The following is a 12113-nucleotide window of genomic DNA, read 5'->3' on the forward strand; positions in this document are numbered from 1 at the left end:
CACCTTAGCTTATTGAAATGTCCCAGTCCTGATTGTTTGTGGTGTCAATACCAAGGCTGATAACGTTGCTTCCGACCACCATTTCGCCAAGCAGAATCGGCACAGGCCGGCCTTGCCCGACCCGGTTCTCTGCGCTGGTAAATGAGTTGTTGGTAATGGAATTAGTATCCTGATCGGCTGACGTCTTCGTCTTCATATGCGAAGTCATGTAAAGCGAATAGGCCACTGATGCGACGGTTACTGCAACCATGATCCACGCTGCAGCCACGGCGGAAATTGAGCCTTCTATTACAGGGACGAAAAGCACCCTGGCGCCGTCTTTTAAGTGGCGGTTCATGTGAAATTCCAAGTTGTCGTCGGAGATATCGCTGCCGTCGATGCGCATACGCAGACGGGTCTGGTAAAAGTCACGCTTAAAGTCCGGGCACTGAGCCAGTAACAGCCGAAGCCCCTGCGCCGGAGTGTCTACGTTCAAATCGATCTGGCGGAAATGTCGTCGTAAATTCCCCGCAAATCCAAAAGTGAGCATCGTTCGTGTCTCCAGATGGAGTGAATAAGAGGAACGTGAAGCTGACGAAGTGGCTCGCGGCGGCTTAACCGGCCATGCACTTCGTGATGGAGGATAGTGTTGTCACCCAGCCAGATCATTGCGTGGCATGGGTCGCATTCAGGAAACGCGCGCCTGATGATTACGTCGCCGGGCCGGATGGCACCAAGAGCGACTTCACTGAAGCCGTTGGCTGCCATGTTCTTCAGGTAAAGGTTTTCGCCGCGCACCCACCAGCCGTTGCTTCGTTCGAAGTCAGGAAGATCTATGCCGCAGAGATGATAGGCGTCGCGAAAAAGCGTGTAGCAGTCCGTCACGCCATGTTCGAACCTTCTTCCCAGCAAATGCGGCACCGGACGGAATTTGCGAAGGCGGCCATCACTGGCTAACCACCAGTCGATGCCAGTAGCCAGCTGCGCGCTGCGATCGGCAGCAGACAGAACCAGTTTCGGCTCAGGGTGAGAATGAAAAACGGCGGTGATTTCTCCCGCCGCCTCTGCGTTAAGCCAGTCTGCTTCGTCAATTCGGAAGTTTCGATGCGGATCGGGATGCGCATTGCGACAAAGCCATAACCGCTGATTGTCGATTATCAGTCCGCAAACCTCTTCTGCAGATGAGGCGGCGTAATTCAGGCACTCACTGTCAATCATCATGATACCTTCGCTGATCCGGGATAGCCGCCGTAAGGCTTCGCATTCGGCTTCGGATAACGGAACTCGCAGCCGCTCAGGTGCTTTGAGCATTTGTCTTTCGACATGTCGGATGTTGGGTTGTCTTTCTCGTCGGCAACCGCCGGGCCGGAATAGCCGCAACCGTCGCCGCGGTAAACCCACTGACAGACGTCCGCCAGAATCGTGCGCGCCGGGATAATGGCATTGTCACAGTCGACCGGCGTGGCAAGGTTATACGTCACCGTCTCGAAGGTTTCTTCAGCCATCTCCTCAATGACGTAGCGCGATACGGCCTCCATTGTCGGGTCGGCATCGGCATTACCGTTCGGGAAATTTACCGCGTCGAGATGCTTTACCAGCACCTGCCGGCGGGTCACCACGGCGCCCAGCGCGTCGTCGAAATCGTGGTTGATGCCTGTGATCAGGCCGGTGATATTCGCCACCTTCATTGTCGGCCGGGAATACGTGCCTTCTGACTTGGTTTCGAAGCCTTCGACGGCAATCGGATAGGCCGAATAGGCGCGCCCCTGCCAAATCACATCATTGTAATAACCGTTGGTTCCGGCATGAAAGCGGATAACATCACCGCCGAACGACTGCAGGTCGACTTCAAACAAGTCGAGCATCGCGCCGACCCCGGCATCGACGCTTTCGATGATGATTTCTGCTGGTATGTCTCTCATATTTATCCACAATTTAAATAAAATATGCATAAGTCTAAAGCTAACGCATTTTTAGCCGATGTTTTTCAATGGATTACATAATTTGATAAGGAAAATAAAATGCCAAAATACAAAATTCACTTCGAGATGGTGCGCCAAATGGCTGGCGGCGGGCAGGGTGTTGGAAGCGCTAGCGAAACTGTAGAAGCTAATAGCGAATCCAGTGCTATCCAGATTGCAACATCAAAGGTTCAGGCTAAGGCTATATGGAAAGGTCATACTGCTCAGCTGAAAAAAGTAGAATCACTTTGAGTAATTAGAGTTTATCACCGCGGCACCTGTTCAAACGTCGCGGTTAACTGATAAACACTCCCCGTTTTCTGCAGCGACCATGATCGGCACACATACAGCCCCTGAACGCCAGTGTCAGGTGGCGTCCAGTAAAAGGATTCTACCGCCATACGCGCCGTCAGAAACGTGTCAGCAGCTTTCGCCACGTTTTGCCTCGCGCATTTCGTATCGTCGTAACCAATAAACGTTAGCGGGTATTTCCCCATAAGCGGATTGATACCCTTCACCTGGCGCTGTTCGTAGCTATCACCTAACTTCACTACGGCTACATCAGGCGTACGCTCGCCCGTGAAGCCCTTTTGAGGGCTCCATGTGAAAGTTTCTGGCATAGGGGCTCCAAATAAAAAACCCGCCGAAGCGGGTTGGGATTTACGGTCTATGTTCAACATATGGCGTCGGTAGGTTTAACCGACACTCATGAAATCATGCGACGTTAGCACCATGAATCAGGTGGCGCAGAGCATTGACGCCTTCAGCGTTGTAGCGGAACGCCTCGACTTGCTTGTCTGAGTGTTTCGATTTGTCGATAAAAAACTTACCGTATTTTTCCGTCTTGAGTCCATTCGCGTTAGCAACTCGGCCTACCTTATTGGCCGTGCTTCCAATCTGCTCGGCAACCTCTCCTGCTGTCATGTAATGCTCTTCAATGACCGGCAGAGGAATTGCGTTAAAGCCGACAATCGGGTTGATAATGCTAGCAGCCGCACACTGCTTGGCTTCAGGGGCAAGATTCGGCATCAGGTCAAACAGGTTAGTTACTGCCTCAACCGTCATCTTAAGAGTTCTGGCTTGCCGATACTCAACCAGACCGCTTGCTGACTTACCTCTGGTCAGGTGGGCTTCCTGCATTGATTCCAACTTATCTACGAGTGCTCGACGTACTGCCTTAGACTCGCGCGCTGCAACTCTTAGCGCCTGCTTAATCCCCATGCTGATGATGTCGATATCAGCACCATTCTTACGACCTACACTTTTTGTGTAGGTCTCTCCCTCAAGCTCATCTTCAATTTTTTCAATGAGCTTGTTATTCCTGATCGCCGGTTCACCGCACTTCCTCCGCGCATCGTTAACCATTGCAAGCAGAGACTGGCTATCAATAGTTTTCTCCGTGACAACAGATCCCGCTACTGCTAAAGTAACTTCAGTCATTTAGAAATCCTTCTTTGCTTAGTTGGGTTTGACAGTAAGCCGCCAGCTGCACACTGGCGGTTTTTCTTTTTGCGCCATCCGTGACGCCTATCAATGAAGCTCCTTTCTCAAGCGTGGCAGAACACGTGCCCAGTTATCATCACGCTCTGGCTGATATGGAATGTGCTGCGTAGCGTTCTCTATGGCCTTGCGCGCTTCTTCAAATGTCCAACGAAACTCTTTACCGAAATCGTGGAACTTGCCAGCGTGCGCTGACTTCATCGAGTACATGGCCGGGGCAAGTTCTTTTGCGAAGTCCTGCATGCGGTTGCTGACATCCCACATCCACGCCAAGTGGCATAAATCAGCATCGCTGAATTGCTTAGCGATAGGTGAATGAGCGACCTCGCGATCCAGAATGTCGAGAACCCAGCGGCGGAACTCTTTAGCTACATCAGTGCGAGCAAACATCGCTATCAAGTGAGCACCGCGAAGACTGAAAACTCGGACCTTTTTGCGGTAATTGCCTGAGGTCACTGATTCGATGACCTGAGTCATACCACTGGTAAACTCATCAGAGTTTTGGTTGAAAAGGTTCGTAATCGACTTTGAGCTTTTGTAATGCAGCGCGTTGGCAATGTCTGTAGAGGTCAACCAGATTCCGCTCAAGTTAGCCACCGGAACGATAGCGTTGCCCTGGAAGTTAAATTCTGATTTGGCTACAATGTTCATATCGTTAATTCCTTGCTGGGGATTTTCGGTTAATGAAGCCTGACGGTCTGACCACCGTTGGGCTTCTGTCATTCTGGACACTTCACACCCTGACGTTCTGCATACTCTCTCATTGCCCGAACAGCTTCCTTGCTAAAAGAGCGATCATCCTTTTGCGCCAAGTCTTCCATTACCTTTTCCAACCAATCCGGCATGCGCAGTGTTTTTACTTTCATTTTTATCTCCATATGTATTAGGTATGCATACATAGTATTTAGGTACGTATTGCTAGTCAATAGGTATGTACGTACTATTTACTCATATGCGCAGCGCCCGCTTTGGCGAAGGAGTTAAGATGTCAGAGAGAAGGTATAAAAATCCGCAAGTTAACCTTCGATTGCCTGAAGAGCTTAAGGAGCACATAGCTTTGATGGCAGAACGGAATAAACGATCCGCTAATGCAGAGATGGTTGCAGCTATAGAGGCATGGGTAAATGCCGATAAAGACCCTTACCCGCAAGCAGAAGATGCAACTCTAATCATGAAAAAATCGGAACTAAGGGAGCTGATAGATGAAGTTCTAGAAAGCTCAATGAAAGAAGTTTTGGCGGAATACGATCTGAAATCCATGAAGAAAAAGCCCACCTGAGTGGGCTTCCTATCTAATTAACTCATTTGGATGGTGCGAGTAGCCCTCTTGGGCGCTGTTGGTCTTTGATGGTGCGTATCGCTACTGTTTGCATCATCTGGGCCATCTGCTTCTGCGTCGCCTCGTCGATTCCACCAGTGGTCTGAATGTCGAACTGGAATGTCATTGATATACCTCCATTGCCAACGCCAGAACCACCTAGATCCCGATTGCTAATCACCCTACCGCTATCGCCTGGTATCATGTACTGGCTACCATTGCTGGCTTTGAAAATTTCAGGCTTACCGCCCTCGCCTACACGGTACATGCTATTGGCGTTAACGGGGCCGCCGTGTTCACGCCCTCCACCGTATGAGATGCTACCGATACTGGAAAGAAGAGACGCACCAGCACTAGCGATCGCCGCATAGTTGGCGAACTTCTGCGCCGGAGTTAAGGCTGTTGGGTCAGCCATTGCCTGTGAGATGGCAAGCTGCAGGTTTAAAGCAGCCTGAGCCACTGCAAAGCCTTTGCTAAGGGCGAACATAGCCTGATAAGCGCCACTGCTTTTACCTGCAGCACCAGCTGCCAGATTGGCGAGTCCATCGAGACCCTGTGACACAGAACCAATGATCGAAGAGATCGCCTGCGACTGCATGTTCGCTTCGTTCTCTGCAATCTGTTGGCGAGCATTGGCTGCCTGTCGCTGAATGGCAGTTTTGGCATCCTCATAGAGCTGGGCGTTCTGAACATCCAAGGCCTGATATTTGGCTAACGCCTCGAGCTTCTGCTTTTCCTGTAGGTCAATCTGAGCTGTTGGATTCTGAACCGCGCCCGATCTAGCATCTGGCATAACCTCGGATGCAGCAATTTCCTGCTGAGCGAACTTCATGCCCTGCTTAATTTGGGCCTGTTGCTTGAGGGCGTTGTTTTGATCCCAGATTTTTGCCGCATACTTTCCTGCCTGCTCTATCTGAGTATCGGTAGCGCCTTTGCCCAGCGACTGCTCCGCAGCCAGAATGGCTTGAGCTCGCGATAGTTCTTTAGTCGTATCACCTACCTGCTCTGACTTTGCTCTGAGCGCCTCCAGTTTCTGCGTTACCGATTCTGCTTGTGACGCAGACTTTCTCGCTTCTGCATTTCCAGCTTTGGTTGCAGATGTATTTTTCTCAGTGGCCGCATACTCATCCTGCAGTGCCTTCACGCGCTTACTGTCAGTTATACCAGCATCTTCAGCATCATATTGAGCTTGCAGTCTTGCCTTAGCTTGACCTTCCAGTTTCGATAGTTCCAGGCGTCGTTGAGACTTCTTCTCCAGATCCTTGGCTTCTTTGCTGTCAGTCGTGGATTTTGGGATTACGATCTTCGACTGGCTTTCGAGTTCCTTTGTGGAGGCAGCACGAATGCTTCTGATCTCAGCTTCCGTATTTTTTAGATTAAACGTCGCCTGACCAACTCGCTGCTGGTAAACAGACTGCGTCTCCCACCACTTTTGTCCTTCCTGAACCTCGCTTGTGTATTGCTTTTGCAGTTCAAGTAACTTAGGAAGCCTTCCAGCGTCCCCGGCATTCTTGTTGAAGTAATTCAGGTTGTTTGAAAGCTGGGTCATGGCACCGGCCAGAGACCTGGTCAGCCCAATGGATTCATTCAAATCTGAAATCACGTTTTTAAATGCAACATCCAATGAGTTTTTAGCGCGTTCGACGCTTGAAGGCATTTTGTCGAATTCTTCACTAACCTTCCCAGCCTGGGATCTTATGGCATTCAGCGCATCCTCTGCTGTTAGCTTGCCCTCCAGCATTCTCTTGCGTAAATCACCAACAGATATGCCTAAACCGGCTGCCATCTGGCGCGCCAGTTCCGGCATCTGCTCAATAATCGAGTTAAATTCCTCTGCCCGGATAATTCCGCCATCCAGAGACTGCCCAAATTGCCGTAGGGCTAAGCTCATCTCTTCACTGGATGAACCGCCAACTGTACCTATTTTTTGGAGTGTTTCTGTAAGGGCGAGGATTTGAGAATTCGATACGCCAGCAGATTTCAATGACTGAGTTAATTTTTCCCATAGCCTTTCCGTATCATCGAGGCTGCTGCCCGTTTGAGCTGCGATAGCGCTTAAACTGGCCATGGTACTCTTTGCAACTTCAATTGAAGGAGAAAGCCGTTCAACCCTAGCCTGAAGAATGGACATCTGATCCGCTATAGAAATGATGCGACCGGCAGCTTGCAACGTAAAAGCACCTGCTATTGCCAAACCAACTCTGTTCATCATCATCTCCATCCTGCCGGATGAAGCGGTCGCCTTCTCAGTTGATGAAGAAGCTGCATCTTGAGCGCTCTTAAGGTCATAAAGCTGACCAGCTAACGATGCAATCTCTTTTCTTTGTGATGCAGTAGCCTGAGATCCTGCTTGAAGCTCTGCTGCCAAAACAACTGCGGCCCTTGCGCCGTTTTGCTGCTTTTCCTCGAGTATTGCTACTTGGTTTCCAAGTGACTCCATAACCTTAGAAGCCTGGCTGGCGTCATTGGCAGATCTCGCGACCGCTTTTCCGGTTTTCTGCGCAGAACGCTCAAGGCCATCCATACTATTTGAAGCCTTATCTGCACCTTTACCCATAGAGTCAAGTGCCGCTTTGGCTTGCGTTGAACCTTGCAGCAATGGAGCAATGTCAGCGCCAACATCGTAGTAAATTTCTCCAACTTTCTCTGACATTACGATCTCCGGGCAATAAAAAACCCGCCGAAGCGGGTTGATATATAAATGATTAAGGTTTAGCTGCAGGCTTCACTGCCAACATAATCAGCAATTGAGCCACCAACTATTGGTGACAGGTGGTCATCTGGTTTAGATGAATGCATGTCTTCTAAAGTCTCGCCAGAACCCAAATACATCACCTTTTTTGCGCTGCAATCGTAGGCGCGTTGCGAATAAGTTGTACCCGATTTGCCATCTCGCTTGGTAATGATTGTGGCGAGATTGCCTTTGGTTCCTATTTCCAGCACGGTATAGGTCGCATTGAGATCTGACGGTACGTACAACTTGTAAGGCGGCTTGTTTGCCGCCGTAGTAACCGCAACTAAGGCCACTGCACCCAAAATCAGTTTCTTCATACCCTTATCCTTTTTGATGTAAGAAGTATCGACCTTTGACTTCGGAAAGGTTTATCGTCCCTCCCTTCCAACCTTCAGAGAGCATTTTCTCTTTCAGGGTAGCATCTCTTTCCGCCTGTTTATAACGCCGTAGTAGAACACCTAATTGGTCATAGCCTACATTCGTTGGTCTGACGAAAGTTCTTGGATAAGGATACGGGCCAATGATCTGCTCGTATTCGTAAATCTGGTAATGGGCCTGTGCAATCAAAGCATCCATCACGATGTCCGAAATGCTGACCATGTATTCACAGGCACTGATTGCAATCCTTAGATGCTTATCATCGCTACGCAGTCGGTAATGCGTTTTAATAGCCCCGGTTAGGGTAAAGTGCAAATCGACGACTTCTAAGAAGTTCTTTTTCAGCACCCAATCTCTGAACCATGCGACCTTTTGAGGAGCAAAACCCTGAAGTTCCATATCCCTATCCCCATAAGTAACGTGGGATAAATCCTAGCGGGGATGCGGTGCAATGGGAAGCAAGAAACCCGCCGGAACGGGTTAAGTGAATGGGATGATTTTTGTTACCTTGTAATGAGAACGCTCACGGCTGTCTAAAAATTTATGAACACTTCCCTTCACTACACGCTTCTTCAGTATGTGCAATTCACCCGCTGGAAACCTTTTGTCTTCCCAGTCGATTCCGGCAACTCCTTCCGAGATCTCATAAAGGGAAAATCTATAGTCGCGCGCATCCCCTGAGTACGTTATGGCTCCAGTGCCAAAGTGTTCTTCGGTTACATCTATAAACTTTTTTTGGTCCAGCTTCACATCAATCCACATTTTGTCTAGTGGGTATGCTTCACAGGCTAGTTCAATACGATATTTCATAACGCTCTCCATAGCTGATCCTCAAAAGATGCTATCACGGGAAGAGCGTAGGGTAATGCTAAACAAAGATAGTACGTAGCCCCCGGCCTGAAACGTAGAGCATGCGCACCTGAACCAAAAGCACTGATCATCTGTCAGGATGTGAAGTAACGGGAAGCAAGGTATGGCAGGTAGTTTTATGCAGGGCGAGGAATACTTAAATTAACAATCTCACAAATGCTAACCATAGCCGTCACACATAAAGCCCGTGAGTCATAAGCGCGTGACCAATGGCAAAGCCAATTTTCCATATCCTCAGCATCGTACTCTTTCATTGCCATCCCCTCGGCAATTGTGACCACCTCATGATCTGGGGCTGTCAGTTCGTAACCATTCATCAGTAAGAAGATGTAGCCAGACATCATCGCGGTACGTTTGTTGGCATTCGCGAAAGGATGATTTTGTATGAGGCTTTCAATAAGCGCAGCAGCCAGATGAAACATGTCATCTGTCTGCTCGTAGTATCTTATTTGGCTTGGTCTTGCTTGAGACGAACCCAATCCGTTGGGGTTTAGGACGTCGATAGGCTCATTAGGGGTTTGAGCCTCGATTAGTGACCTGTTGATAAAACAAAGGTCATCTACGGACAGGTAGTTAACTCCATCAACATGCTCTGCCATGCGTATTCACTTACACCTTAGACAGGTCTTCCATCGCTTTTTCGTAACGTGCGAAACCAAAGCCAAAAGCATTTTGAACTTGGTCATGATGCGTAGTGGCATCACTCATTGCCGCTCGCGGAGCTGCTACGATGCTCTTGTCACGAGGCGGGATGTACAATCTCTCTGCCTTTTTCTGTGCGTGACCCATGGATAGACCCCTTAGTAAAACGTGTAAGCAAGCCACAGCTTACGCTAATGGCAAATACAACCCAGGTTGTGATAAGGAGTCTAATACCGTTACTCATAAATGAGCAATACCGCCACAGCCAAGATCGAAGCATGTTCGGCGACGTTTTTAAATGCGGCTTTGCACGTTCGAGGATTTTAGCGACATTATACCCATCCCGTAACTGACGATGCCGTCATCATCTAACCATAGCATGAGTCTTCATAAAATTGCGCCGCACGCAATTTTAGCACTTTTTGCACAAGCACTTTGCATGGCAATGAGTGACACAAATCCTCGGTGAGGGATATACTCCTGCGCCCTTTAATTAGCCCTTAGCCATCCTCTTCGCCTTCCTAGCCATATAATCATCAGCCACAGCGTCATACTCTTCTTTCGTGAAGCCCTTCTGCTCCGGGAACTTCGCAGCCAACAGCATCTGAAATTCGGTCATCGTAAGGCGCTCAGCCTCTTCGCGGCTCATACCAAGGTGTGTACGGGCGGCGTTGATGTACTCGAAGGCATTGAACTCCGATGATGTGCTGGTCCCTTCGTGTTTTTGCAGTCGTCTTACTTTCGCTTTGCCGATGATGCCATGTTGCATGAGCGACTGCGCTATCAGCACCATGTCACTAACTGGCATAGCGCCTTTCCGGTAAACAAATAGCCACTTTCCAGACTTGCCGGGGCGTAACTCTCCGACCAGATCAGTGATGTTTTCATCGCAGCAGGCTGACAGCACATTCATCGCTGAGTAGACCATATTCTTATTGAACTGCGGCCGAGCAATGTAGCTCATCAACCACTGCGGAACGCCCCCGTAAGCTGCTACCGAGCGCTTAATCAACGAAGCATATTCATCATTGTGAAGGTCATAAAACGCCTGGACAATCTCAGCAGGATCACCAATTCGCATCATGTTTGCGAATGACGGCCGGAAAAAGTAGTCACGTTCACCCAGCGATATCAGGCACTCGCCAATTTCTTTGTAAGGGGTCATACGCTCTCCATAAGCATTATCAGGGGCAGCACGCCGCCCCTTGGAATGGTTACGAAGCGGTGATAGTAACCGCACAGGTGCCGGTGAAGTTGCCGTCATTGGATTTGAATGTGATCGTTGCAGAGCCTGCCGCCAGTGCGGTAACGAGACCGGTGCTGCTGACGGTGGCCTTCGAAGCATCAGACGTCGTCCAGGTGCCGGTGCGATCGGTAGCGTCAGTCGGCTGTACTGCGCCGGTAAGCTGACGGGATGCGCCAACAGCCAGGCTTGCTGTCGCCGGGGTAACGGTCACGCCAGTGGCCGCTACTGTCTCATCGGTATCGATAACCTGAATGGTGCTTGCATCGCCCACTTTGAACTCAGTGGTCAGTGACACGATGTCGTTTGTGCCGCCGTCTGAGCTGAGTGCGGTGATGTTCATGTAGCCGATAAAAGTGACCGGGCCATATTCGAGGCGCACCCAGATGCCAGGCTGACGACGGTTGCTGATTTCGGTATGGTAATACTTGATGAAGCGGCCAATACCGTACTGGTCCAGCTTGTCTTTCTTACGCACTTCACCTTCAAAGCTGATGGTGAAATCCGAGTTGGTTACGATCGTCTCAACATAGCCTTTACCATCGTCTGCATCACTGGTGACGCTGTTAGGGCTAAAGTCGAAACCTTTGCTTGTGCCGGCGGCGAGCGCTTTCCACTCAGACTCTTGCGGGAGCGCATCGCTGCAGCCGTCAGCTACTTCAAGCACAACGGCGCCACCGAACAAACGTTCGTTGCTGTTCTGGCAATCTGCCATATTTCTATCCTCTTGGACGTTTAGTTAAGCGCCGAATGTGGCGACAAACTGGAGCCGATAGACCAGGCGGCCTTCGGTAGTTAGAACGGGAGCGGGGATGCCGCCGAGGTTTTCGAGGTAGCCGACGCACTCATCAGCCATGGGGTGCTGTTGCACGTAGTCAATGATGTTCTGCACTGCGCTATCAGCTGCTCCATTACCGCCCTTCGCGCCGATCACGTCGACCATCACGTAATACTCTGAGCCAAGGTCTTTCCTCACAGCAGATCCGCCATTAGGCCGGAATACTAGGAACGCATCGGAAAGGTTTCCACTGTCAGACCAGACCAGCTGCTGAATTGTGAAGCCTTCAGCTAACCCGGCACTGGCGAAGAGGTTGCGCACCCGCGTATGCATTGGAGGTGTCATAGGGCCATCTCCTTCTTGATCGTCCTGTCGATTAGTTCGCGTGTATCTTCGAACCCCTTCGACAGGAACTCTTTCTGCGCCGTGGCACGCCGGAAGTTTTGCGGAATATTCGGGTCATGGACGTAAACCGCATAGTTGGCTGAGTAGCCCACACGCCCGGTTAACCTGCTTCCGTTTACGCTCAGTTCGCGGTACTGGCTGTTGATGAGCGTGTTCGTGTCGATAGGCGTGTAAAGCGCCGCCTGAGATGAACCGATGATCAGCGCGCTCTGCAAGGCCCGGACTGCCTTGCGACCCTGAATATCATCAATCAGCGCGCTTAGTTTTTGCTGGGCCTGCCGGATACCCTTTACCTTAACGCCCAT

General features: G+C 50.2%; 19 protein-coding genes. 2 read left to right on the forward strand and 17 right to left on the reverse strand.

Features of this window, described 5'->3' with window-relative positions; all coding sequences use genetic code 11:
• Nucleotides 1–4: 4 nt before the first annotated feature.
• From MHZ89_RS06960 to MHZ89_RS06970, 3 genes are read right to left on the reverse strand one after another with little or no spacing between them, the layout of a single operon-like run.
• Complete coding sequence (locus tag MHZ89_RS06960; protein WP_311782394.1) at nucleotides 5–529, reverse strand: tail assembly protein; 525 nt, start codon at nucleotides 527–529, stop codon at nucleotides 5–7.
• The gene (locus MHZ89_RS06965) at nucleotides 472–1200 is read right to left on the reverse strand and encodes an NlpC/P60 family protein (protein ID WP_311782395.1); all 729 of its coding nucleotides are present in this window, start codon (nucleotides 1198–1200) and stop codon (nucleotides 472–474) included. Before MHZ89_RS06965 ends, MHZ89_RS06960 begins: the two co-directional genes overlap by 58 nt.
• Nucleotides 1197–1901, reverse strand: a complete 705-nt coding sequence (locus MHZ89_RS06970) for a phage minor tail protein L (RefSeq protein WP_311782396.1) — start codon at nucleotides 1899–1901, stop codon at nucleotides 1197–1199. Before MHZ89_RS06970 ends, MHZ89_RS06965 begins: the two co-directional genes overlap by 4 nt.
• A gap of 99 nt (nucleotides 1902–2000) precedes the next feature.
• Here MHZ89_RS06970 and MHZ89_RS06975 point away from each other — a divergent pair, with 99 nt between their 5' ends.
• Nucleotides 2001–2192, forward strand: coding sequence for a hypothetical protein (locus MHZ89_RS06975; protein WP_311782397.1), 192 nt, complete (start codon nucleotides 2001–2003; stop codon nucleotides 2190–2192).
• A gap of 14 nt (nucleotides 2193–2206) precedes the next feature.
• On the opposite strand, the gene MHZ89_RS06980 is transcribed toward MHZ89_RS06975, so the two are convergent.
• The 4 genes from MHZ89_RS06980 to MHZ89_RS06995 all read right to left on the reverse strand — a co-directional run bounded on the left by MHZ89_RS06980 (nucleotide 2207) and on the right by MHZ89_RS06995 (nucleotide 4306).
• Nucleotides 2207–2560 (reverse strand): phage tail protein, encoded by a 354-nt coding sequence (locus tag MHZ89_RS06980; RefSeq protein ID WP_311782398.1) that lies wholly within the window; start codon nucleotides 2558–2560, stop codon nucleotides 2207–2209.
• 94 nt (nucleotides 2561–2654) lie between these two features.
• Nucleotides 2655–3380, reverse strand: coding sequence for a hypothetical protein (locus MHZ89_RS06985; protein WP_311782399.1), 726 nt, complete (start codon nucleotides 3378–3380; stop codon nucleotides 2655–2657).
• Nucleotides 3381–3470: 90 nt separating this feature from the next.
• Entirely contained in the window at nucleotides 3471–4091 is a 621-nt protein-coding gene (locus tag MHZ89_RS06990; protein WP_311782400.1) for a P22AR C-terminal domain-containing protein, read from the reverse strand.
• Nucleotides 4092–4159: 68 nt separating this feature from the next.
• Complete coding sequence (locus MHZ89_RS06995; RefSeq protein ID WP_311782401.1) at nucleotides 4160–4306, reverse strand: DNA-binding protein; 147 nt, start codon at nucleotides 4304–4306, stop codon at nucleotides 4160–4162.
• Nucleotides 4307–4425: 119 nt separating this feature from the next.
• Between MHZ89_RS06995 and MHZ89_RS07000 the strand changes: the two genes are divergently transcribed.
• Nucleotides 4426–4719 carry an Arc family DNA-binding protein gene (locus MHZ89_RS07000; RefSeq protein ID WP_311782402.1) on the forward strand — a complete coding sequence of 98 codons (294 nt, stop codon included), beginning with the start codon at nucleotides 4426–4428 and terminating at the stop codon, nucleotides 4717–4719.
• A 22-nt stretch (nucleotides 4720–4741) separates the two neighbouring features.
• On the opposite strand, the gene MHZ89_RS07005 is transcribed toward MHZ89_RS07000, so the two are convergent.
• The 10 genes from MHZ89_RS07005 to MHZ89_RS07050 all read right to left on the reverse strand — a co-directional run bounded on the left by MHZ89_RS07005 (nucleotide 4742) and on the right by MHZ89_RS07050 (nucleotide 12113).
• Nucleotides 4742–7411 (reverse strand): tape measure protein, encoded by a 2670-nt coding sequence (locus tag MHZ89_RS07005; protein WP_311782403.1) that lies wholly within the window; start codon nucleotides 7409–7411, stop codon nucleotides 4742–4744.
• Between the two features lie 59 nt (nucleotides 7412–7470).
• On the reverse strand, nucleotides 7471–7809 hold the full coding sequence (locus MHZ89_RS07010; RefSeq protein WP_311782404.1) for a hypothetical protein: 339 nt from the start codon (nucleotides 7807–7809) through the stop codon (nucleotides 7471–7473).
• Between the two features lie 4 nt (nucleotides 7810–7813).
• On the reverse strand, nucleotides 7814–8269 hold the full coding sequence (locus MHZ89_RS07015; protein WP_311782405.1) for a hypothetical protein: 456 nt from the start codon (nucleotides 8267–8269) through the stop codon (nucleotides 7814–7816).
• An 81-nt stretch (nucleotides 8270–8350) separates the two neighbouring features.
• Entirely contained in the window at nucleotides 8351–8680 is a 330-nt protein-coding gene (locus MHZ89_RS07020) for a hypothetical protein (RefSeq protein ID WP_311782406.1), read from the reverse strand.
• 176 nt (nucleotides 8681–8856) lie between these two features.
• Nucleotides 8857–9339, reverse strand: coding sequence for a type II toxin-antitoxin system death-on-curing family toxin (locus MHZ89_RS07025; RefSeq protein ID WP_311782407.1), 483 nt, complete (start codon nucleotides 9337–9339; stop codon nucleotides 8857–8859).
• A 10-nt stretch (nucleotides 9340–9349) separates the two neighbouring features.
• The gene (locus MHZ89_RS07030) at nucleotides 9350–9529 is read right to left on the reverse strand and encodes a hypothetical protein (RefSeq protein ID WP_311782408.1); all 180 of its coding nucleotides are present in this window, start codon (nucleotides 9527–9529) and stop codon (nucleotides 9350–9352) included.
• Between the two features lie 346 nt (nucleotides 9530–9875).
• Nucleotides 9876–10547 carry a DUF6246 family protein gene (locus tag MHZ89_RS07035; protein ID WP_311782409.1) on the reverse strand — a complete coding sequence of 224 codons (672 nt, stop codon included), beginning with the start codon at nucleotides 10545–10547 and terminating at the stop codon, nucleotides 9876–9878.
• Between the two features lie 49 nt (nucleotides 10548–10596).
• Entirely contained in the window at nucleotides 10597–11340 is a 744-nt protein-coding gene (locus MHZ89_RS07040) for an Ig-like domain-containing protein (RefSeq protein WP_311782410.1), read from the reverse strand.
• A gap of 24 nt (nucleotides 11341–11364) precedes the next feature.
• A complete protein-coding gene (locus MHZ89_RS07045; protein WP_311782411.1) occupies nucleotides 11365–11748 on the reverse strand; it encodes a hypothetical protein in 384 nt (127 codons plus the stop codon).
• On the reverse strand, nucleotides 11745–12113 hold the full coding sequence (locus MHZ89_RS07050) for an HK97 gp10 family phage protein (RefSeq protein WP_311782412.1): 369 nt from the start codon (nucleotides 12111–12113) through the stop codon (nucleotides 11745–11747). Before MHZ89_RS07050 ends, MHZ89_RS07045 begins: the two co-directional genes overlap by 4 nt.

The sequence above is a fragment of the Pantoea sp. ACRSB genome (genome assembly GCF_022346905.1).
GTDB lineage: Bacteria > Pseudomonadota > Gammaproteobacteria > Enterobacterales > Enterobacteriaceae > Pantoea > Pantoea piersonii.

What these genes read in the sequence shown, in the direction of transcription:
- MHZ89_RS07020 (WP_311782406.1), bottom strand. Translation starts at nt 8,680, where the DNA reads ATGAAATATCGTATTGAACTAGCCTGTGAAGCATACCCACTAGACAAA.
- MHZ89_RS06990 (WP_311782400.1), bottom strand. Translation starts at nt 4,091, where the DNA reads ATGAACATTGTAGCCAAATCAGAATTTAACTTCCAGGGCAACGCTATC.
- MHZ89_RS06995 (WP_311782401.1), bottom strand. Translation starts at nt 4,306, where the DNA reads ATGAAAGTAAAAACACTGCGCATGCCGGATTGGTTGGAAAAGGTAATG.
- MHZ89_RS06960 (WP_311782394.1), bottom strand. Translation starts at nt 529, where the DNA reads ATGCTCACTTTTGGATTTGCGGGGAATTTACGACGACATTTCCGCCAG.
- MHZ89_RS07030 (WP_311782408.1), bottom strand. Translation starts at nt 9,529, where the DNA reads ATGGGTCACGCACAGAAAAAGGCAGAGAGATTGTACATCCCGCCTCGT.
- MHZ89_RS07050 (WP_311782412.1), bottom strand. Translation starts at nt 12,113, where the DNA reads ATGGGCGTTAAGGTAAAGGGTATCCGGCAGGCCCAGCAAAAACTAAGC.
- MHZ89_RS06985 (WP_311782399.1), bottom strand. Translation starts at nt 3,380, where the DNA reads ATGACTGAAGTTACTTTAGCAGTAGCGGGATCTGTTGTCACGGAGAAA.
- MHZ89_RS06970 (WP_311782396.1), bottom strand. Translation starts at nt 1,901, where the DNA reads ATGAGAGACATACCAGCAGAAATCATCATCGAAAGCGTCGATGCCGGG.
- MHZ89_RS07040 (WP_311782410.1), bottom strand. Translation starts at nt 11,340, where the DNA reads ATGGCAGATTGCCAGAACAGCAACGAACGTTTGTTCGGTGGCGCCGTT.
- MHZ89_RS06975 (WP_311782397.1), top strand. Translation starts at nt 2,001, where the DNA reads ATGCCAAAATACAAAATTCACTTCGAGATGGTGCGCCAAATGGCTGGC.
- MHZ89_RS07000 (WP_311782402.1), top strand. Translation starts at nt 4,426, where the DNA reads ATGTCAGAGAGAAGGTATAAAAATCCGCAAGTTAACCTTCGATTGCCT.
- MHZ89_RS07005 (WP_311782403.1), bottom strand. Translation starts at nt 7,411, where the DNA reads ATGTCAGAGAAAGTTGGAGAAATTTACTACGATGTTGGCGCTGACATT.
- MHZ89_RS07015 (WP_311782405.1), bottom strand. Translation starts at nt 8,269, where the DNA reads ATGGAACTTCAGGGTTTTGCTCCTCAAAAGGTCGCATGGTTCAGAGAT.
- MHZ89_RS06965 (WP_311782395.1), bottom strand. Translation starts at nt 1,200, where the DNA reads ATGATGATTGACAGTGAGTGCCTGAATTACGCCGCCTCATCTGCAGAA.
- MHZ89_RS07010 (WP_311782404.1), bottom strand. Translation starts at nt 7,809, where the DNA reads ATGAAGAAACTGATTTTGGGTGCAGTGGCCTTAGTTGCGGTTACTACG.
- MHZ89_RS07035 (WP_311782409.1), bottom strand. Translation starts at nt 10,547, where the DNA reads ATGACCCCTTACAAAGAAATTGGCGAGTGCCTGATATCGCTGGGTGAA.
- MHZ89_RS06980 (WP_311782398.1), bottom strand. Translation starts at nt 2,560, where the DNA reads ATGCCAGAAACTTTCACATGGAGCCCTCAAAAGGGCTTCACGGGCGAG.
- MHZ89_RS07045 (WP_311782411.1), bottom strand. Translation starts at nt 11,748, where the DNA reads ATGACACCTCCAATGCATACGCGGGTGCGCAACCTCTTCGCCAGTGCC.
- MHZ89_RS07025 (WP_311782407.1), bottom strand. Translation starts at nt 9,339, where the DNA reads ATGGCAGAGCATGTTGATGGAGTTAACTACCTGTCCGTAGATGACCTT.